This is a genomic window from Phycobacter azelaicus, assembly GCF_014884385.1.
Lineage (GTDB): Bacteria > Pseudomonadota > Alphaproteobacteria > Rhodobacterales > Rhodobacteraceae > Phycobacter > Phycobacter azelaicus.
On sequence record NZ_WKFH01000003.1, the window covers coordinates 3,378,139 to 3,397,257 of the forward strand.

Here is a 19,119-nt window from a genome sequence, read left to right on the forward strand (position 1 = left end):
AGAAACTGATGACCGAAGCTTATATCTATGACGCGATCCGCACCCCGCGCGGAAAGGGTCGCAAAGACGGCTCCCTGCACGAGGTGACCTCGGTGCGACTCTCCGCCGTCACGCTCAACGCCATGAAAGAGCGCAACAACCTTGAAGGCCACGCCGTCGAGGACGTGATCTGGGGTAACGTCACCCAGGTGATGGAACAGGGCGGCTGCCTAGCGCGCACCGCGGTTCTGGCCTCGGACTTGGATGAACGCATTCCGGGCCTTGCCATCAACCGCTTCTGCGCCTCCGGCATGGAAGCCGTGAACCTGGCCGCAAACCAGGTCAAAGGCGGCGCGGGCAAGGCCTATATCGCGGGCGGCGTTGAAATGATGGGCCGCGTTGCCATGGGCAGCGATGGCGCCGCTATCGCCGTGGATCCTTCGGTCGCGATGGAGACCTATTTCGTGCCGCAAGGCATCTCGGCCGATATCATCGCCACCGAATACGGTTTTACCCGCGAGCAAGCCGATGCGCTGGCCGTTGAATCCCAGCGCCGCGCCAAGGAAGCCTGGGACCAGGGGCGGTTCTCCAAATCGGTGATCACCGTCAAGGATCAGAACGGGCTGACCATTCTGGACCGCGACGAATACATGCGCCCGCAGACCGACATGCAGTCGCTTGGCGCGCTGAACCCCTCGTTCCAGATGATGGGCGAGCAGATGCCCGGTTTCGATGCGGTGGCGAAGCTGAAATACCCGCATCTGGAGCGGATCAACCACATCCACCACGCGGGCAACTCCTCCGGCATCGTCGATGGCGCCGCCGCCGTTCTGATCGGCAACAAGGAGTTCGGCGAGGAATACGGGCTGAAACCCCGCGCGCGCATCAAGGCGACCACCAAGATCGGCACCGATCCCACCATCATGCTCACCGGCCCCGTGCCCGCAACGCAGAAGATCCTTGCCGACAACGGCATGGCAATCGGCGACATCGACCTCTTTGAGGTGAACGAAGCCTTCGCCTCGGTCGTGCTGCGCTTCCAGCAGGCCTTTGACGTCGATCCGGCGCTGGTGAACCCCAACGGCGGCTCGATCGCCATGGGCCATCCGCTGGGCGCCACCGGCGCGATGATCATCGGCGCGCTGCTGGACGAGTTGGAGCGCACCGACAAGGAAGTCGGCCTTGCCACGCTCTGCATCGCATCCGGCATGGGCGCCGCTACCATCATCGAGCGCGTCTGATGCCCAAGCTGAACCTTGCCGATATCCCCTGGCGGACAGGCTCTGTCTATCCCGGCAAGCTGGCAGAGGCGGTCGCAGGCCGCTCCAGCCAGCGTCTGGGGGATGCAGGCGGGCTCACGCAGTTTGGTGTGAACCTGGTTCAGCTTGAACCCGGTGGGCTGTCGTCCTTGCGCCATTACCACATGGAGCAGGACGAATTTCTGATGGTCACCGCCGGGGTCTGCACCCTGATCGACGATCACGGTCAGACGGAACTGCACCCAGGTGACTGCGCCACCTTCCCCGCCGGTGAGGCCAACGGTCATCACCTGAAGAACAACACAGACGCGCCGGCCACCTTTCTGGTGGTGGGCACGCGCACCGAAACAGAGACCGCTGTTTACAGCGATTTGGACATGATGGTGAAGGTCGACGCCAATGGCGACCGCTTCACCCGCAAGGACGGCAGCCCGCTGACGGCTGACCAGATCGGAGACGAAACATGACTGAGTTTACGCTTTCCAAGGACGCCGACGGCGTTGCAACCATCACCTGGGACGTGCCCGGCAAGACCATGAACGTGATGTCCTTTGATGGGCTCATGGAGCTGGAAGCCGCCATCGACGACGCCTTGGCAGACGATGCGGTCAAGGGCATCGTGATCACCTCGGGCAAGGAAGGCTCCTTTGCCGGTGGCATGGACCTGAATCTGCTCGCAGTGATGAAGGAAGAAGCCGGAGATGACCCTGCGCGCGGCGTCTTTGACGGCATCATGAAAATGCACGCCCTTCTGCGCAAGATCGAGCTGGCGGGCATGGACCCCAAGACCAAAAAGGGCGGCAAGCCGATTGCAACCGCCCTGCCCGGCACCGCAGCCGGCATCGGTATGGAGCTGCCACTGGCCACGCATCGCATCTTTGCCGCCGAGAACCCCAAGGCGAAATACGGCCTGCCGGAAATCATGGTAGGTATCTTCCCCGGCGCCGGCGGCACCACCCGCATGGTGCGCAAGGTGGGCGCGATCGCTGCCGCCCCCTTGCTGCTTGAAGGCAAGATGCTGGATGTCAAAAAGGCAAAAGGCGCGGGCTACATCGATGAGATCGCAGCCGATCCCGTCGCCGCTGCCAAGGAATGGGTGCTCGCTGCCAAGAACGTGGACCTGGTGAAACCCTGGGATGCCAAGGGCTACAAGATGCCCGGCGGCGCGCCTTACCACCCGGCGGGTTTCATGAATTTCGTCGGCGCTTCGGCAATGATCAACGGCAAGACGCAAGGCGCCTTCCCGGCGGCCAAGGCGCTTCTATCAGCAGTCTATGAAGGCGCACTGGTCGATTTCGACACCGCATTGAAGATCGAGGCCCGCTGGTTCACCTCTGTCATCATGAACCCGTCGTCCGGCGCCATGATCCGCTCGCTGTTCCTCAACAAGGAAGCCTTGGAGAAAGGCGCGGTACGCCCGAAGGATGTGCCCGATCAGCGCGTCAAGAAACTCGGCGTTCTGGGTGCCGGCATGATGGGCGCGGGCATCGCGCTGGTCTCGGCCCAGGCCGGTATGGAAGTGGTCCTGGTAGACCGCGATCAGGCCGCAGCCGACAAGGGCAAGGCCTATACCGAAGCTTACCTGGACAAGGGTATGAAGCGCGGCAAGGTCACAGCCGAAAAGAAAGAGGCGATGCTGGGCCTGATCAATGCGACCCCTGATCTGGAAGCGCTAAAAGGCTGCGATCTGATTATCGAAGCGGTATTCGAGGATCCCGGCGTCAAGGCCGAGATGACCCAGAAGGTCGAGGCGATCATTCCCGAAGATTGCATCTTTGCCTCCAACACCTCGACGCTGCCGATCACCGATCTTGCCAAGGCCTCAAGCCGCCCCGAGCAGTTCATCGGCATCCACTTCTTCTCTCCGGTCGAGAAGATGCTGCTGGTGGAAATCATCAAGGGCAAGGAAACTGGTGATCGCGCCGTGGCCAAGGCGCTGGATTATGTGCGCCAGATCCGCAAGACCCCCATCGTGGTCAACGATGCGCGGTTCTTCTACGCCAACCGCTGCATCATCCCTTACATCAACGAAGGTCTGCGCATGATCACCGAAGGCGTCTCGCCCGTGTTGATCGACAATGCGGCGCGTCAGCTGGGCTTCCCGGTGGGTCCGATCCAGCTCAACGACGAGACCTCTATCGATCTGGGGGCCAAGATCGCCCGCGCCACCAAGGCCGCCATGGGCGATGCCTACCCCGAAAGCCCCGCAGACGATCTGATTTTCTGGCTTGAGGATCTGGGCCGCCTGGGGCGCAAATCCAATGCCGGCTTCTTTGACTATGATGAAAAGGGCAAGCGGGTCGAGTATTGGAAGGGCATGCAGGAGAAGTATCCACTGGCCGAAGATCAGCCCGACCTGATCGAAGTGCAGGAACGCCTGATGTTCGCACAGGTTCTGGAGGCCGTGCGCGCTCTCGAAGAAGGTGTTCTGATGGACATCCGCGAAGGCGATGTGGGCGCGATCCTGGCCTGGGGTTTTGCGCCCTGGTCCGGTGGTCCGCTGAGCTGGCTCGACATCATCGGCACGCCCTATGCCGCGGAACGCTGTGATCAGCTGACCGAGGCCTATGGCGAACGCTTCGCCTGCCCGCCGCTGCTGCGGGAAATGGCGGAAAAGGGCCAAAGCTTCTACGGGCGCTTTAACCCGGAGGCGGCGGAAGCGGCTTAAAGGCTGAAGCAACTTTTTGATTGGTGGCTCAGAAAATTGAGCCGCCAATTAAGCCGCACGACAAGTAACTGAATTTTAAAAATGAACCAGCCGCGTCAGAGAGGTCTGACGCGGCTGGTTTCTTCTGTGTTGCTCGAAAAGGTCAGCTTATGAATGGGAATCCTGTAGGACTATGCGGGGTACTGGCCGCGATATGACTGTAGGTCTCGTTGGCAATCATCGCCCGCACAAGGTCACGCGCATCACGATGAGACAGGACAGAATAGAGCTCTGCACCAGTTGGATCTGCCAAAAGGTCACGCTGCGCCGGGGCATAGCCCAGGAACCCGGCCTCAAGGTAGATCACCTGATCCTGTGCGAACCGTGGAACGATCAGTTCCATCCGTGCGCCCGGGTGCAGGCGTTGAATTCCACGATAACCGTCAAGCGCGCAAGCCGGAACCACGGCGAAGGGATCCCCTTTCGCGTCTTCGACAAGATCGCTTTCGATCAGAACGCCCTGGTCTGGCATCAGGTACATCGGCACACGATTGTTCAGGGCATCGCGGGGCACCAGCAGGGGGCATTGCGCAGCCTCCATTGGCCCTTCGCTCAGAACAAGGGTTTCGCGCCCCAGTTCTACAATGGGTTGCATGCCGTGATCAAAGGTGAGCACTCCGTCCCCGACCGTCAGCGCCTCGACCGGGCGCCAGCCGAGGCTTGACGCCACATGCGTTCCAGCCATGAAACCACCCCGCCCGACCGACACCATCGGCACAGGCATCTCAATTGAAGATCCGCTGCGTTTCTGGAACCAATCGAACATGAGCGCCCCTTTCCGATCTCCGGCATAAGGCTGTGCGACCTTCTGAACACAAAGCCCGTTTCATCTGTCTACGCTGGGCTCAGGAGCCCGTCTTAAACAGACGTAAAGGCTAATGGTTAAAAGAATATTCAAATTGTTCGATTTCTTCTGCGCAACTTGCTGCAACGGCCGCTCTGGTTTGCGGATCGTAGTAGTCTCTCCAGTCTGGACCGCGTTCTGATCTATTTGTTCGCTCTAGCGTCAGACGAAAACCGAGATGATCAAAAAGAGCCTCTGCGTCCTGCTCGAAGTGTTCGATCCGGATATACGCATCACACTGCTCATACCCGTCCGCGTGTTGCATATAGGATCTGGGTGGGTGCTTTTGAAACGCTTGAAGCGCGTCAGAATGTAGGACAAAATCTCGGAAGTTCAAGGACTTGGAGAGCCGCACCGCGGGATGGTCAAAGGCCTGCACTCGCAGCCAATGGTAGTAGCTCACTGCACGGTCAAATGGGTTACGCACAAGGGTAAAGGCAAAAAGGCTGCGCAATTCATCCTCGGGCAAAAGCCCCTCAATGTCAGCCATGGTCGAGTGTTTCCAAAGGCGCCCACGCGCATTCGCATCACGCAACCGACGACGACGATTCAGCGCCTTGGGTGTGTCTCCCAGCATCATGTCATCCTTCATCGCCCGCGCCTCTAGCGCCAGCGCCAGGGCAGTGCCGCCCGTCTTTGGTATGTGAATGAATACAAATTTTCGACCCGGTGACAGTATCATGCTGGTCAGCCTATGACATCGGGCTGCGAATGCAAACGTCTGCCGCCCTACCCACCGCGCACGGCAAGTGTGCCACCGGCCACCACGATTATTGCGATGCCAGCCATCTGCAGACCGTCCAGGCTTTGCCCAAAGGCCATCCATGCAAACGCAGGCCCCACGATGATGACGGAGTATTCAAACACAGATACAAAAGACGCGTCGCCCAATTGATAGGCCTTGGTGATCAGGAAAACGCCCAGAACCGACGCGACGCCCTGCAGTATTATCCAGTGGGATACCTCCCAGACCGGCCAGACCCAGCCTCGGGTCACAAATCCATCGGCTCCCTCGGCGACGGGCAGTGGCCACAGGGCAAGCCCCCAAAGTGCAACCGCCCCCATCAATGCCTGAGCAAGCAACATCGTGAACAGCATGGATATTGTACTCTCGTTGCGGCACATCAGACCTGTTGCCAAAGAGCCAAGAGCATAAAACAGCCCCCCGCAACTGGCAGCAAAATCAGCCAGTCAAATTCATAAGGGTCTGGCTGAAGGACAAACAGCACGCCCAGAAACCCAAAGGTGACGGCGGAGATGCGCACCAGGCCGATGCGATGTCTGAGGAACAGAACCGATATCAGCACGATCAGGATCGGTGAGGTGAAAAGACCCGCCAATGCCTGCGCCATTGGCATGAGGGCGACAGCGGAAAAGTAGAACACCATCGCGACTGCGAGCAACATGCCCCGCAGCACAACCGCACCAATGCGCACAGGCTTTATCCCTCCACTGCCCGCGCGTGCCATGACCCAGACCAGAGGCAAAGCAATCGCCGTACGCATCAGGTAGAACTGCCAAATGCCAATCTGTTCAGCCATCAACGGGACCGCATTATCGCTGATCCCCAGAATGACCATGGCCGCCAACATGGCTTGGGCGGCTGAGCCTTGACGGGTCGATGTCGCATCAGAAAAGGTCATTTGTTTCATATGGCTTCCAATGCACGCAACTTTCCGCAATATCTGTTCCCAAAGCGACATTGCGCGGAATCATGGGAGGAAAATCATGGGCTGGATGGCTGACGAAACCGGTTTGGAGAAAAATGCGGCGAACTATGTACCGCTGACGCCGCTCTCTCATCTGCGCCGCGCTGCACATGTCTTTGCCGAGGTACCGGCGGTGGTCTATGGCAAACACCGCAAGACCTATGCCGCCTACTATGATCGCTGCACGCGGCTCGCCTCGGCGCTTGCGGGCATGGGCGTCAAACCCGGTGATGTGGTGGCGACCCTCATTCCCAACCTGCCCGCCCAGGCCGAAGCGCATTTCGGTGTGCCCGCCTGCGGCGCGGTTCTGAATACGATCAACACACGGCTCGATGTTGACACCGTCTCCTATATCTTTGGCCACGGGGAGGCCAAAGTCGCCTTGGTAGACTCCGAATTCCTGCCTCTAGCTGAGGCGGCTAAGGCCCAGATGGAGGGGGACGGCCCGATCCTGATCGAGGTGCCCGATCCGGACGCCGGGTTCCCGGCCAGCGGCCGCTATCCGATCTATGAAGAGGTCCTGGGCAATGCAGCCCATGATTTTGAATGGATCATGCCCGAGGACGAGTGGGAGAGCCTGGCACTAAACTACACCTCTGGCACCACGGGGCGGCCCAAGGGCGTCGTCTATCACCACCGCGGCGCCTACCTAATGACTATGGGCACAGTGATTTCCTGGCGCATGGTGATGCACCCGGTCTATCTCACCATCGTTCCGCTTTTTCACTGCAATGGCTGGAACCACACTTGGATGATGCCTGTATTGGGGGGCACACTTGTCTGCTGCCGCAATATCACCGCACCCGCCGTCTATGACGCCATAGCTGATGAAGGGGTCACCCATTTCGGCGGCGCGCCGATCGTGCTCAACATGATCGTCAACGCCAAGGAAGAAGAACGCCGCGCATTTGATCACACCGTCGAGGTCTTTACCGCAGGCGCACCCCCTGCCCCGGCAACCCTTGAAAAGATCGAGCGCCTCGGCTTTCACGTAACGCAGGTCTACGGTCTGACCGAGACCTATGGCCATGTCACCGAATGCCTGTGGAAAGGCGGCAGCTGGGATGCGCTTGACCAGCAGGGACGAGCGGCGATCAAGGCCCGCCAAGGCGTTGCCTTCCCAATGATGGACCACATCACCGTGGTAGATGAGACCATGAGCCAAATCCCGATGAACGCAAAGGATCAGGGCGAAATCGTCATGCGCGGCAATTCCGTGATGAAGGGCTATCTGAAGAACCCCGAAGCCACGGCCGAGAGCTTCAAGGGCGGGTATTTTCATTCCGGCGACATCGCGATCCAGCATCCCGATGGCTATATCCAGATCGCCGATCGTGCCAAAGACATCATCATATCGGGCGGTGAGAACATCTCTTCGGTCGAGGTTGAGGGCGTGCTGATGGCTCACCCGGATGTCAATCTTGCCGCTGTGGTCGCTAAACAGGACGAAAAGTGGGGTGAAGTGCCTTGCGCCTTTGTGGAACTAAAGGAAGGCGCCACAGTGGACGAAGCAGGTCTGATCGCATTTTCCCGCGAAACGCTCGCCGGCTTCAAGGCACCAAAGAAAGTGGTGTTCCAAGAGTTGCCCAAAACTTCGACCGGAAAGATCCAGAAATTTGAGCTGCGAAAGATCGCCAACGCCTGACAAAGAGCATTTCTCAACAGATTGCCCCTTGCATGACGCCACTTACATTCCTATTTCAGAATATAAGTGGCGTCGCCCGACGTCTGCAATCGAGAGGAAATGACATGACGATCAACAGAGCGGTCATGGCGATGGCCGGATTTATGGTTCTTCTTTCCGTGGTGCTGACGCAGTTCGTCTCGCCCCATTGGATGTGGCTGACCGTCTTTGTCGGCGCAAACCTGTTCCAATCCGCCTTTACCGGCTTTTGCCCGGCAGCCATGATCTTTGCCCGCCTTGGGCTGAAGCCCGCCTAAACGGTTACTCTAAACTGCTCGGTTATGATTGCGTTTTTTGGCAAAGCGGTTTGCCGCTTTGCCGCGTGGCGTGCTAATTTGCTGTCAATCGGACCAAGACCGCAACACGGGCAGATCGCATGACAGCACTCAGGGAATTTCAACGACTGGAGGCTGCTGGCCTGTGGCGCGAGACCCCTGATGCACAGCGTAGGGATGTCATCGTTTCGGTGGGCGATGCGACGCTCACCATAACGGACATGAATGACAAACCATTGGCTCATTGGTCCCTCGCAGCCATTGAACGTGCCAACCCAGGCCAATTCCCGGCTCTTTTTCATCCTGATGGTGACCCGGGGGAGACCCTGGAAATAGCCGAAGATGAAGCAACTATGCTCGACGCCATCGAACGGGTGAAAGCTGCTATCGAGCATAGCCGCCCACATCCCGGGCGTCTTCGAGCAGCAAGTGTCTTTGCCGTAATGGGCCTGCTGGCGCTTTTGGTGGTGCTCTGGCTACCCACCGCATTGCAAAAGCACGCCGTCAACGTCGTACCTGACATCAAGCGAAAAGCAATTGGCGAGGCTTTGCTGGGACGTATCGAGCGCGTGGCAGGACAGGCTTGCACCAGCGCAGATACGGGCTCCGTGCTTGAAAAACTTGCACTGCGGACCGGCATTCGACGCCTTGTCATCTTCCGCTCGGGACTGGCCAGTAGCCTACATCTTCCAGGTGGCATTGTTCTATTGAACAAGACTTTTGTGGAAGACTACGAAGATCCCTCAGTTGCGGCCGGTGCCATTCTCGCCGAGCGCGCTCGTACCCAGATGTTGGATCCGCTGGCAGAACTGCTGAATTCGGGCGGGACGCCCGCGTCCTTCCGCCTGCTGACGACTGGCCAGCTTGAGCGGAAAACCCTTGATCACTACGTCGAAACCGTCCTGAGCACACCCCGCCCTCCCCTGCCGGATGAGACACTTCTTGCAGAATTCGCCCGTGCGTCGATCTCCTCCACCCCATATGCTTATGCGATTGACATTACGGGAGAAACCACACTGGGCCTGATAGAAGCCGATCCCATGGCGGGGCGCCGCCTAGAACCCGTCCTAAGCGACGCCGATTGGGTACGCCTGCAGAATATCTGCAGCTAAAACCCGAAGCCAATTGGCCAGTGGCCGTCTCCGGGCCCACGCCGGGCTAGCCTGCAAGACGGTCCTGGTCGAATGCGGCATAGGCATCACCATAAGCACCGGAAGCCGAAGAAAGGGCTTCAGTCATCGCCTTTGCAGAGGGTTTGAACTGCGCAACCAGCCGCGCCAGCTCACCAGCCGCTTCCTGAAGGGACTTGCCCTGCTCGCTCGACTTCAGCACCATGCTTGCGTTCTGCTGCGTCACACGGTCGAGTTCGGTCATTCCGGAATTGATCTCGGAAATCGTCGACGCCTGCTCCCCCGAAGATGCGGAGATCTGGCTGACGAGATCCGAGACGGATTTAATCTTTCCAATAATCTCTTCCAACGACTTACCGGCCTCATCGACCAGTTCCACGCCGATCTTGACCTTTTCAGAGCTGCTTTGGATCAGTCCACGGATTTCATTCGCGGAATTGGCAGATTTCAGCGCCAGGGAGCGCACCTCGGAAGCAACCACTGCAAATCCGCGACCGGCATCACCGGCTCGTGCTGCCTCAACGCCTGCATTCAGCGCCAACAGGTTGGTCTGGAAAGAAATATCATCAATCACGCTGTTGATATCTGAAATCTTTTCAGAGGCTTCGTTTATTTCTTTCATGGCATCCACGGTACGCACCACAATCTCGCCGCTGCGCTGAACCTCGGCGGTGGTGTTTGCAATAGTAGCTTCCACTTCGCGTGTCTGCTCCGTGGCAGAACGAACACTCGACGTTATGCTGTCGAGCGCTGCTGCGGTCTGTTCCAGGGTCGCCGCCTGGTTTTCGGTACGCCGGGACAAGTTGTCGGTTCCAACAGCCATATCACCGGTTTGGCGCTCAATACTATCGACTGTCGACAGCACGCGGCCGATGACATCATCCAGAGTTTCGGCCGTCTGATTAAAATCAGTGCGCAGCCCAACGTATTCGCCGCTCATGTCCTTGGTGATGCGATATGAAAGGTTCCCCGACGACAGATTATTGAGCGCATTGGCCAGTTCCTGCACGACCTCGGCCTGTTCACGGGCGGCAGCCCGCGATTTGCCTTCCAACTCCGCATTGGCCCGCATGGCATCGACGAATTCCTCAACAGCAGCAGCAAGCCGCCCCAGCTCATCACCGCGATCTTGTTCAGGAACTTCGCTTTCGGTATCCCCGTTTCGCAAAGCATCAATGCGGTCCACGATTCGGTCCAAAGGTCGCGTCACCGAGGCCGCCGAGAAGTAGACAATGAGGCCGATCACACCACAGATCGCGAGGCCAATGATGGCAGACTGCAGATACAGAGCTGAAATCGTTTCCTGGATTGCGCTGTTCTCGAACCCCATGACCATTTCACCCACGAGGGTACCATCACTTAGCAGAATCGGAAATTTGACATAAACAACCTGGTTCGCCTCGATCGACTTTTCCGCTTCGGGATCTTCCAACAGCGATGAAACCGCCCCCATGAACTCTTCCCGTCGCCCTTCCACCACAAAGGTCTCCGCAAAGCTCTCTCCGTCCACCACGACCTGGGCGAAGACCGCATTTTTCATCTCCGCAACGCCCTGAAGCGCCCCCAGCGCGGCATCACCATTGAAATCCCAAACGGCGGCGGCTACCGGTGGTCCGACAAAGCGCTGTGCCAGTTGGACCTCATTTTCAAACGCATCGATCAAAGCGCTGCTGTGCTTGGACGCCCAGAAGACCGTGTAGGCCACGTTGGATACAAGGATACAAGCCAGGATCGGGAGTAGAAGTTTTCTCTTGATTGACATGCCAAGGAGTTTTGTCAGCTTGCGTTTCATTTCAGAGCTCCGGTTTGACAACGCTCAGTTGCCATCTTTGTGGTCATAGCTGCCGGCCGGGTCGCTGCATGGCCTTGCAGGCTGTTCTCGAATTGCATGGCCTTCAAGTCTTCGACACCTGAACCACTCGTAGACAGGGCGGGCTCATCCGTTCAGATTGCCCATTCTGCTTGATCGAGGACGCCTTATGGCGTCCTTTTGAAGTTTCACGGCTGCTGCTGCAGCAACAGAGGGTGGGCGTTGCAGCCCAGCCCTCCGCGAGGATGGAGCGTCAGTAAGACAGATAGTTATCCTCAAGGGCAGCACGATACTTTTCGGTCCACCGCGTATTGATTTCCTGAATACTGCCGTCTGCCTCAAGCTCGGCAAAGCAACGATCAAATTCAGCTGCTAGCGCCGGGTCCCTGAAACTCATGGCATAGGGGCTGGGATCGAAGATGGCGCGGAATTCGATCGGCTGGCTGGCATCAACACCGGAGGAAGCGCCTGCCTCCTGGAGTTGGCGACTGAATTCGGCAAACAGCATACCATCGCCCAGAATGCCATTGACGCGTTTGCCGTAAAGCAGCTTGCTCTGGGTCTTTTGATCGGCCATCTCACGATAGGACTTGAATGTTGACGTCACATCCCCCAGCCCGGGAATAATGTTGCTGGCTCCTTCGAATGCGACGATGTTCCAACCTTCCAGATCGGCCAGGTCGTCCGCCTGCTGCTCCGAGGAGGTCAAGAAGGACACGCCGTTCTGATAGTTGATATAGGCTTGGGTCTGGGTCCCGGCTGTTGGCATGCCGACCGGCACCGTTGCCACCGCATCGCCAGAACCATTCTCGAACGACTGCCAATGACGCGTAAAGGGCTGCACCACAAAGGTAGTTGTGTGGCCACAGTGCCCCAGAACGGTGGAGATGATCTCAGCCTCACGGCCGGTTCCGTCCTGATTGATCATCGGAGGCAGATCTCCCGCCATCACGGTGATTTCTGCCGCCATGGCGGAATGCGAAAAGAACAGGAAAGATGCAGACAGACAGGCTGCAATACCGATTTTCATGTTTGGCTCCTAAATTGGTATGGAGCCATGGGACCCCCAAGGTCTTAAGGCCCTCTTAGGAAAAAGACTTGGATTTTCTGCACCTGCGCAATAACTCCGTCAAATAAACCTCAGCTTAGAAATTGTGCGTCTCCCGGGGTGACAACCGCATAGGGCGCGTAAGATAATTGCGCCAGCTACCCAAAATTCGGAAGAAAAACGTCTCCTTGCGCAACTCCGAAAACGGTCTGATCCGAATCGCAGGAGCTTTCAGATCCTCCTCACAGTCCGGCCGCACTCCGGAAGATCATGCAAAAAGGGCCCCGCATCAGGGACCCTTTTCAGTTCATAGAAGATAGAGCGATCGCGCCCTATTCAGCCGCCTCGGCATAGTCCTCCAGCGGCGGGCACGTGCAGATCAGATGACGGTCGCCATAGACGTTGTCCACGCGGTTCACCGGCGGCCAGTATTTGTCCACACGGAAAGCGCCGGGGGGGAAACAGCCTTGTTCGCGGCTGTAGGGGCGATCCCAGTCCTTGACCAAATCCTCCATCGTGTGCGGCGCGTGTTTCAGCGGATTGTTCTCCCCGTCGATACGTCCCTCTTCGATGTCACGGATTTCGTCACGGATCGACAGCATTGCATCGCAGAACCGGTCCAGCTCTGCTTTCGTCTCCGATTCCGTCGGCTCCACCATCAGAGTACCGGCCACCGGCCAGCTCATGGTCGGCGCATGAAAACCGCTATCGATCAGGCGCTTGGCCACATCATCCACGGTTACGTGGGCGCTGTCTGCAAAGGGGCGCGTGTCAAGAATGCACTCATGTGCAACCCGTCCGGTCGGCCCTTTGTAAAGGACGTCATAGGCCCCTTCGAGCCGCTTGGCGATGTAGTTGGCATTGAGGATGGCAACCTTGGTTGCCTGGGTCATGCCTGCGCCTCCCATCATCAGGCAATAGGCCCAGCTGATGGTCAGGATCGATGCAGAACCAAAGGGCGCACCCGAGACAGGCCCCTCTTCCCCTCCGGTTTCCGGGTGGCCCGGCAGATGCGGCACCAGATGCGATTTCACACCAATCGGTCCCATGCCGGGGCCACCGCCGCCATGCGGGATGGCAAAGGTCTTGTGCAGGTTAAGATGGCTGACATCGCCGCCGAGATCACCAGGACGGCTGAGGCCCACCATAGCGTTCATGTTGGCACCATCGATATAGACCTGACCACCGAATTCATGAGTGATATCGCACACCTCATGCACGGTTTCCTCGAACACGCCATGGGTCGAGGGGTAGGTGATCATGCAACCCGCCAGATTGTCGCGGTGCTTTTCCGCCTTGGCGCGGAAGTCATCGAGGTCGATGTCGCCGTTTTCGGCCGATTTGACGACGACAACCTTCCAGCCCACCATCTGAGCCGAGGCCGGGTTGGTACCATGCGCAGAGACTGGGATCAGGCAGATGTTGCGGTGCCCTTCCCCTCGCGCGCGGTGGTAGGCCGCGATGGTCAGAAGACCCGCATATTCGCCCTGTGCGCCGGAATTGGGCTGCATCGAGATATCGTCATAGCCGGTAATCTCGCACAGCTTTTGCGACAGGTCGGTGACCATCTCGCTATAGCCCTCGGTCTGATCGGCCGGTGCAAAGGGGTGAATATGGGCAAATTCGGGCCAACTGAGTGGCATCATTTCCGCCGCCGCGTTCAGCTTCATGGTGCAGGAGCCAAGCGGAATCATCGCCCGGTCCAGAGCCAGATCGCGGTCCGCCAGACGACGCATGTAGCGCATCATCTCTGTCTCGGCCCGGTTCATGTGGAAAATCGGATGTGTCAGATAGTCCGAGGTCCGGTGCAGGTTCTCTGGCACACGGTATTCCGGGGTGAAATCGTCATCCTTGCGGACAATGCCAAAGGCGCGCCAGACGGCCTCGATGGTTTCGGGGCGGGTGGTCTCATCAAGGGTGATGCCGACACGGGTTTCTCCGACACGACGCAGGTTGATACCCTCATCCACGGCGGATTTCAGCACCGCCGCCTGCAGCGGGCCCACATCCACGGTGATGGTGTCAAAGAACACCTTGGGATCGACCTTGAACCCGGCTTCTTCGAGGCCCTTGGCCAGACGCACCGTCTTGCGGTGGATGCGCTGCGCGATGGCTTTGAGGCCCTTGGGGCCATGAAACACGCCATACATCGATGCCATGACAGCCAGCAGAGCCTGCGCCGTGCAGACGTTGGAGGTCGCCTTTTCGCGCCGGATGTGCTGCTCACGGGTTTGCAGCGACAGACGGTAGGCCTTGTTGCCATGGGCATCGATAGAAACGCCCACAATGCGCCCCGGCATCGCCCGCTTGTAGGCGTCCTTCGATGCCATATAGGCCGCGTGCGGCCCCCCTGCTCCCATAGGCACGCCAAAGCGCTGCGTCGAGCCAACAGCGATATCCGCCCCCATGGCGCCGGGTTCTTTTAGCAGCGTCAGCGCCAGAGGGTCGGCGGTGACCACGGCAATAGCCTTGTGTGAATGCAGCTTTTCGATATGCGGCGTGAAATCGGTCACGTGACCATAGGTGCCCGGATACTGGAAGATCGCACCGAAGACTTGCTCGGGGTCCATCTTCTCAGGGTTGCCCACGATAACTTCGATCCCCAACGGCTCCGCGCGGGTTTTCATAACGGCGATGTTCTGCGGGTGGCAGTCGCGGTCGATGAAAAACGCCTTGGCCTTGGATTTGGCGACGCGCTGCGCCATGGTCATCGCCTCGGCGCAGGCGGTCGCTTCATCCAGAAGCGAGGCATTGGCAATCTCAAGACCAGTAAGGTCCGAGATCATTGTCTGGAAGTTCAAAAGCGCCTCAAGCCGCCCTTGGGAAATTTCCGGCTGATAGGGCGTATAAGCGGTATACCAGGCCGGATTTTCCAGAATGTTGCGCTGGATCGCAGGCGGGGTGACGGTGCCGTGATAGCCCTGCCCGATGAGCGAGGTCATCACCTTGTTCTTCTGTGCGGTCTGGCGCATGTGGAACAACAGTTCGCGCTCGGACAGCGGACGGCCGAAATCAAGCGCAGCCTTCTGGCGGATTGAGGCCGGAACGGTCTCATCGATCAGCGCATCAAGGCTGTCGGCACCAACAACACGCAACATCTCCTCCATCTCCTGCGGAGAGGGGCCAATGTGGCGGCGGTTGGCAAAGTCATACGGAAGGTAGTCCGTCGGTTCAAAAGACATGAGGCACCCCTTTGAGGATCATGAGTTCGGACAACAGATAAGGCGTCGGGCTGGCCCGTTCGCGAGAGATTTTGCACCCCGCCGCAGCAGCGCGGCGGGGAAAGGTGATCAGCCGATGAAGGCCTTGTAGCCAGCTTCGTCCATGTAGTCGTCCATCGGCGACAGGTCGGAGGCTTTGATTTTGAAGAACCAGGCGCCGCCTTCGGGGTCTTCGTTGACCTTGCCCGGCTCATCCACGATGGCTTCGTTGATCTCAACGATCTCGCCATCCAATGGCGACAGAATGTCCGAGGCGGCCTTGACGGATTCAATCACCACGATCTCTTCGTCCTTGGTGACTTCGGTGCCAACCTCGGGCAGCTCCACAAAGACCACATCGCCCAGCTGTTCAGCCGCATGGGACGTAATGCCCACAGTGATGATCTCGCCCTCGGCCTGCAGCCACTCGTGTTCTTCGGTGTATTTCATGGTCTCGTTCCCTTTGAACCAATGCGCTTTGTTGTTTGAGTTCAGCGCTTGAAGTTGGCCGCCACGAAGGGCAGCGATGCAACGGTGACGGGCACGCGCTTGCCGCGCAGCTCGCCGAATATCTGACTGCCTGGCGCGGCAAGGTCTGCTGGCACATAGCCCATGGCCACAGGGCCACCAACAGTGGGGCCAAAGCCGCCCGAGGTAATTTTGCCGATGGGCGCGCCGCCCTCTGCTTCGGCAAAGAGTTCAACGCCTTCGCGCATGGGCGCGCGTCCCTCGGGCCTTAGGCCAACGCGGCGCTGGACCGCACCATCAGCCATCTCCGCAAAGACCGCCGCAGCACCGGGGAAACCGCCCTCGCGGTCGCCGCCAGCGCGGCGCACCTTCTGGATTGCCCAGGTTAGCGAAGCCGCAGCGGGGCGGGTTTCAGCATCGATATCATGACCATAAAGGCAAAGACCGCCCTCAAGACGCAAGGAGTCCCGCGCACCAAGGCCGATCGGCTCCACATCGGCATGCGCCAACAGACGGCGGGCAAATTCCTCGGCCTGTGTTGCGGGTACGGAAATCTCGTAGCCATCCTCACCGGTGTAGCCCGAGCGAGAGACCCAGATTTCCACACCATCCGCGTCAAGCGTTGCCACATCCATGAATTTCATCTCAGCCGCTGCCGGAACGATAGAGGACAAGACCGCCTCTGCCGCAGGCCCTTGCAGCGCCAGCAGCGCCCGATCGACCACCTCGGTTACGATGACGGCAGGCTCAAGCGCAGCTTTCATGCGGGCGATGTCGGCTTCTTTGCAAGCGGCATTGACCACAACAAAAAGATGATCGCCGCGATTGGCGAACATCAGGTCATCCTCTATGCCCCCCTTGTCATTGGTGAAAAGACCGTACCTCTGACGCCCCTCCTTGAGACCCAGAACATCCATCGGCACCAACGTTTCGAATGCTTCGGCCACGGCCTTATAGCTGTCGGACTTGAGGATAACCTGACCCATGTGGCTGACGTCAAAGAGGCCCGCCTTGGCACGGGTGTGTTTGTGCTCGCCCATGATCCCCATTGGGTATTGCACCGGCATCAGGTACCCCGCGAAGGGCACCATCTTGCCGCCGAGTTCTTCATGCAGGGCAAAAAGAGGCGTCTTTTTCAATTCAGACGTGGTTTCGTCAGACATGCGCGTCCGTCCCGTTGTCACGGCCGGTCCGATCCATCTGCGCGAATGGGTCCGGCATCCAAGTTTCGCGCAGATTGACCCTGCACACTTCGATGCCCCCTCTGTCCTTGCTGCCTGAGATCGCTATCCCTTCGGCGCCCCGGATCTGTCCGGGATCTCTCCAGAGTTCATTGCGCAGGCGGTCCCTGTGGCCTGAGAGTTTCCGGGGCGGTTGCTCCTTCGGCACCACTTTGGAGCGATACGATTCTGCCCCGCTGCGGTTCTCCCGTCTGCGCGCCGCGACACTAGCAGCGCACCGCCCTCCATTCAAGACGCAAACAAGGCGATAATTGTCGCTTTTGCTTTACCTGCCTGCTGGTATCAGAACAGGTTGAAATACTCGGCCTGCTCCCACTCCGAAATGGTGCTCAGGTAACGCTCCCATTCGAACCGCTTGAGGTGGCTCAGATAGGTACTGAAATCGTCACCGAGCGCCGCTGCAAACACAGTAGAGGCCTCAAAGGCTTCCAGCGCTTCCCCCAAGGATGCAGGCAGCTTCTCTGCCTCCCCTTCGTAAGGAGAGGTCGTGGGAGGAGGCGCCGCCAGCCCTGCCTTGATCCCTTCCGCCCCTGCGATCAGCTGGGCAGCAAAGGCATAATAGGGGTTGGCAGAACTGTCGGGCGCACGGTTCTCGATCCGACTGGCGGGATCACGGGATGCCGTCAGCGCCCGCAGCATGGCGCCGCGATTGTCCGACCCCCATTGGATGAGGTTTGGAGCCAGCTGATAGGGTTGATAGCGCTTGTAGCTGTTGACCGTCGGCGCGATCATCAGGGAGGCCGCCTTCGCATGGGTCAGGAGGCCCGCGATCCATCCCGAGGCTGCGACGGTGAGATCGCCCGCCGCTTCGGGCATGAAAAGGTTGCGCCCGGTGGCAATGTCCTGCACCGACTGATGCACATGCCAGCCGTTGGCCATGGCGTTTTCAAGCCTGGGCTTGGCCATGAAACTGGCGTGCATCCCTTCGGCGGCACAGACCTCTTTCACCATGGTGCGGAACATCACCATGGCATCGGCCTGGGTCATCGGATCCGCTGGGGCAAACGTGAATTCGACCTGGCTCGGCCCCATCTCCACCTCGACCGAGCGCACCGGCAGCCGCAGACCTTGCGCATTGCGGCGAACAAGATCCAGCGCGCGCTCCATCTCGCCATAGCGTGTCTCGGTCAGGTACTGGTAGCCCTGCGCCAGATTGCGTGTTTGCACCGGTGCACCGGGCATGCCGCAGCGGCCATGATCGCGGGCGTCGTCGAGCCGCTCGTAGATCTGGAACTCCACCTCCAGCCCGAGGGTAGCCGCCATGCCCTGCCCTGCGAGGCGATCCACAGCCGTTTGCAGGACGGTATCCGAGGCAAAGGCAATCGGGTTGCCATCGCGCATTACCGGCGTGCACAACATCCAAGCGGAATGTGGCGACCACGGCAGCACCCGAAACGTTTCGGGGCGCGGCACCAGCATCACGTCGCTGGCGCCCCGCATCAAATGAGCAGGCCCCTTGGCAGCCTCGGACCAGACCGGAAAGGCAGTACGGTGCGAGGTGTCCTTGAGCAAGAGCGTCGAGGGTATATTCAGCCCTGCATCAAACACAGACGCAAAAGCCTCGGGCACAAGCGTCTTGCCACGCAATATGCCGTGCTGGTCGGCGAAAAGGACACGAATGGTTTCGATACCTTCCGCGGCCACCTGAGAGCAAAGGTCCTGCGCCAAGGCACTGGCATCGGAAGACAAGAGACCCATCTGGGCCAGCTTGCCGGTGGAATAGTCTCTGCCCATCACACCTCTTTCATGGCTGCGCGCCGACTGG

Annotated in this window: 16 protein-coding genes and 1 riboswitch; of the genes, 6 read left to right on the forward strand and 10 right to left on the reverse strand. The window is 59.0% G+C overall.

Translation table 11 applies throughout. The annotated features are described in order from the left end of the window. Nucleotides 1–8 precede the first annotated feature (8 nt). The 3 genes from INS80_RS17300 to INS80_RS17310 are packed head-to-tail and all read left to right on the forward strand — an operon-like array spanning nucleotide 9 to nucleotide 3,906. Entirely contained in the window at nucleotides 9–1,220 is a 1,212-nt protein-coding gene (locus INS80_RS17300) for an acetyl-CoA C-acetyltransferase (RefSeq protein WP_192966818.1), read from the forward strand. Next, nucleotides 1,220–1,705, forward strand: coding sequence for a cupin domain-containing protein (locus INS80_RS17305; protein ID WP_192966819.1), 486 nt, complete (start codon nucleotides 1,220–1,222; stop codon nucleotides 1,703–1,705). The genes INS80_RS17300 and INS80_RS17305 overlap by 1 nt, the downstream gene beginning before the upstream one ends. Further along, nucleotides 1,702–3,906: a 3-hydroxyacyl-CoA dehydrogenase NAD-binding domain-containing protein gene (locus INS80_RS17310; protein WP_192966820.1), complete on the forward strand. Its 2,205-nt coding sequence runs from the start codon at nucleotides 1,702–1,704 to the stop codon at nucleotides 3,904–3,906. Before INS80_RS17305 ends, INS80_RS17310 begins: the two co-directional genes overlap by 4 nt. A gap of 142 nt (nucleotides 3,907–4,048) precedes the next feature. Here the strand turns inward: INS80_RS17310 and INS80_RS17315 are convergent, their stop codons facing one another. The 4 genes from INS80_RS17315 to INS80_RS19360 all read right to left on the reverse strand — a co-directional run bounded on the left by INS80_RS17315 (nucleotide 4,049) and on the right by INS80_RS19360 (nucleotide 6,432). Continuing rightward, nucleotides 4,049–4,711, reverse strand: a complete 663-nt coding sequence (locus tag INS80_RS17315) for a Hint domain-containing protein (RefSeq protein ID WP_192966821.1) — start codon at nucleotides 4,709–4,711, stop codon at nucleotides 4,049–4,051. Between the two features lie 109 nt (nucleotides 4,712–4,820). Beyond that, nucleotides 4,821–5,471, reverse strand: coding sequence for a sulfotransferase family 2 domain-containing protein (locus INS80_RS17320; protein WP_192966822.1), 651 nt, complete (start codon nucleotides 5,469–5,471; stop codon nucleotides 4,821–4,823). A 47-nt stretch (nucleotides 5,472–5,518) separates the two neighbouring features. Next, nucleotides 5,519–5,914 (reverse strand): EamA family transporter, encoded by a 396-nt coding sequence (locus INS80_RS19355; protein WP_255430532.1) that lies wholly within the window; start codon nucleotides 5,912–5,914, stop codon nucleotides 5,519–5,521. Then, entirely contained in the window at nucleotides 5,914–6,432 is a 519-nt protein-coding gene (locus INS80_RS19360) for an EamA family transporter (protein WP_226892656.1), read from the reverse strand. The genes INS80_RS19355 and INS80_RS19360 overlap by 1 nt, the downstream gene beginning before the upstream one ends. A gap of 85 nt (nucleotides 6,433–6,517) precedes the next feature. Here INS80_RS19360 and INS80_RS17330 point away from each other — a divergent pair, with 85 nt between their 5' ends. From INS80_RS17330 to INS80_RS17340, 3 genes are all read left to right on the forward strand, one after another. Beyond that, nucleotides 6,518–8,143, forward strand: a complete 1,626-nt coding sequence (locus INS80_RS17330; RefSeq protein WP_192966823.1) for an AMP-binding protein — start codon at nucleotides 6,518–6,520, stop codon at nucleotides 8,141–8,143. 104 nt (nucleotides 8,144–8,247) lie between these two features. Next, on the forward strand, nucleotides 8,248–8,439 hold the full coding sequence (locus INS80_RS17335) for a YgaP family membrane protein (RefSeq protein WP_192966824.1): 192 nt from the start codon (nucleotides 8,248–8,250) through the stop codon (nucleotides 8,437–8,439). A 119-nt stretch (nucleotides 8,440–8,558) separates the two neighbouring features. Continuing rightward, complete coding sequence (locus INS80_RS17340) at nucleotides 8,559–9,569, forward strand: hypothetical protein (protein ID WP_192966825.1); 1,011 nt, start codon at nucleotides 8,559–8,561, stop codon at nucleotides 9,567–9,569. A gap of 46 nt (nucleotides 9,570–9,615) precedes the next feature. On the opposite strand, the gene INS80_RS17345 is transcribed toward INS80_RS17340, so the two are convergent. From INS80_RS17345 to INS80_RS17370, 6 genes are all read right to left on the reverse strand, one after another. Next, a complete protein-coding gene (locus tag INS80_RS17345; RefSeq protein WP_192966826.1) occupies nucleotides 9,616–11,349 on the reverse strand; it encodes a methyl-accepting chemotaxis protein in 1,734 nt (577 codons plus the stop codon). 301 nt (nucleotides 11,350–11,650) lie between these two features. Continuing rightward, nucleotides 11,651–12,427 (reverse strand): substrate-binding periplasmic protein, encoded by a 777-nt coding sequence (locus INS80_RS17350; protein WP_192966827.1) that lies wholly within the window; start codon nucleotides 12,425–12,427, stop codon nucleotides 11,651–11,653. 350 nt (nucleotides 12,428–12,777) lie between these two features. Next, on the reverse strand, nucleotides 12,778–15,627 hold the full coding sequence (gcvP, locus tag INS80_RS17355) for an aminomethyl-transferring glycine dehydrogenase (RefSeq protein WP_192966828.1): 2,850 nt from the start codon (nucleotides 15,625–15,627) through the stop codon (nucleotides 12,778–12,780). Nucleotides 15,628–15,735: 108 nt separating this feature from the next. Next, entirely contained in the window at nucleotides 15,736–16,095 is a 360-nt protein-coding gene (gene gcvH / locus INS80_RS17360) for a glycine cleavage system protein GcvH (protein ID WP_192966829.1), read from the reverse strand. A 41-nt stretch (nucleotides 16,096–16,136) separates the two neighbouring features. Further along, on the reverse strand, nucleotides 16,137–17,276 hold the full coding sequence (gcvT, locus tag INS80_RS17365; RefSeq protein ID WP_192966830.1) for a glycine cleavage system aminomethyltransferase GcvT: 1,140 nt from the start codon (nucleotides 17,274–17,276) through the stop codon (nucleotides 16,137–16,139). 169 nt (nucleotides 17,277–17,445) lie between these two features. Beyond that, nucleotides 17,446–17,554, reverse strand: a riboswitch (glycine riboswitch). An 82-nt stretch (nucleotides 17,555–17,636) separates the two neighbouring features. Beyond that, nucleotides 17,637–19,088 carry a glutamine synthetase family protein gene (locus tag INS80_RS17370; protein ID WP_192966831.1) on the reverse strand — a complete coding sequence of 484 codons (1,452 nt, stop codon included), beginning with the start codon at nucleotides 19,086–19,088 and terminating at the stop codon, nucleotides 17,637–17,639. Nucleotides 19,089–19,119: the final 31 nt, after the last annotated feature.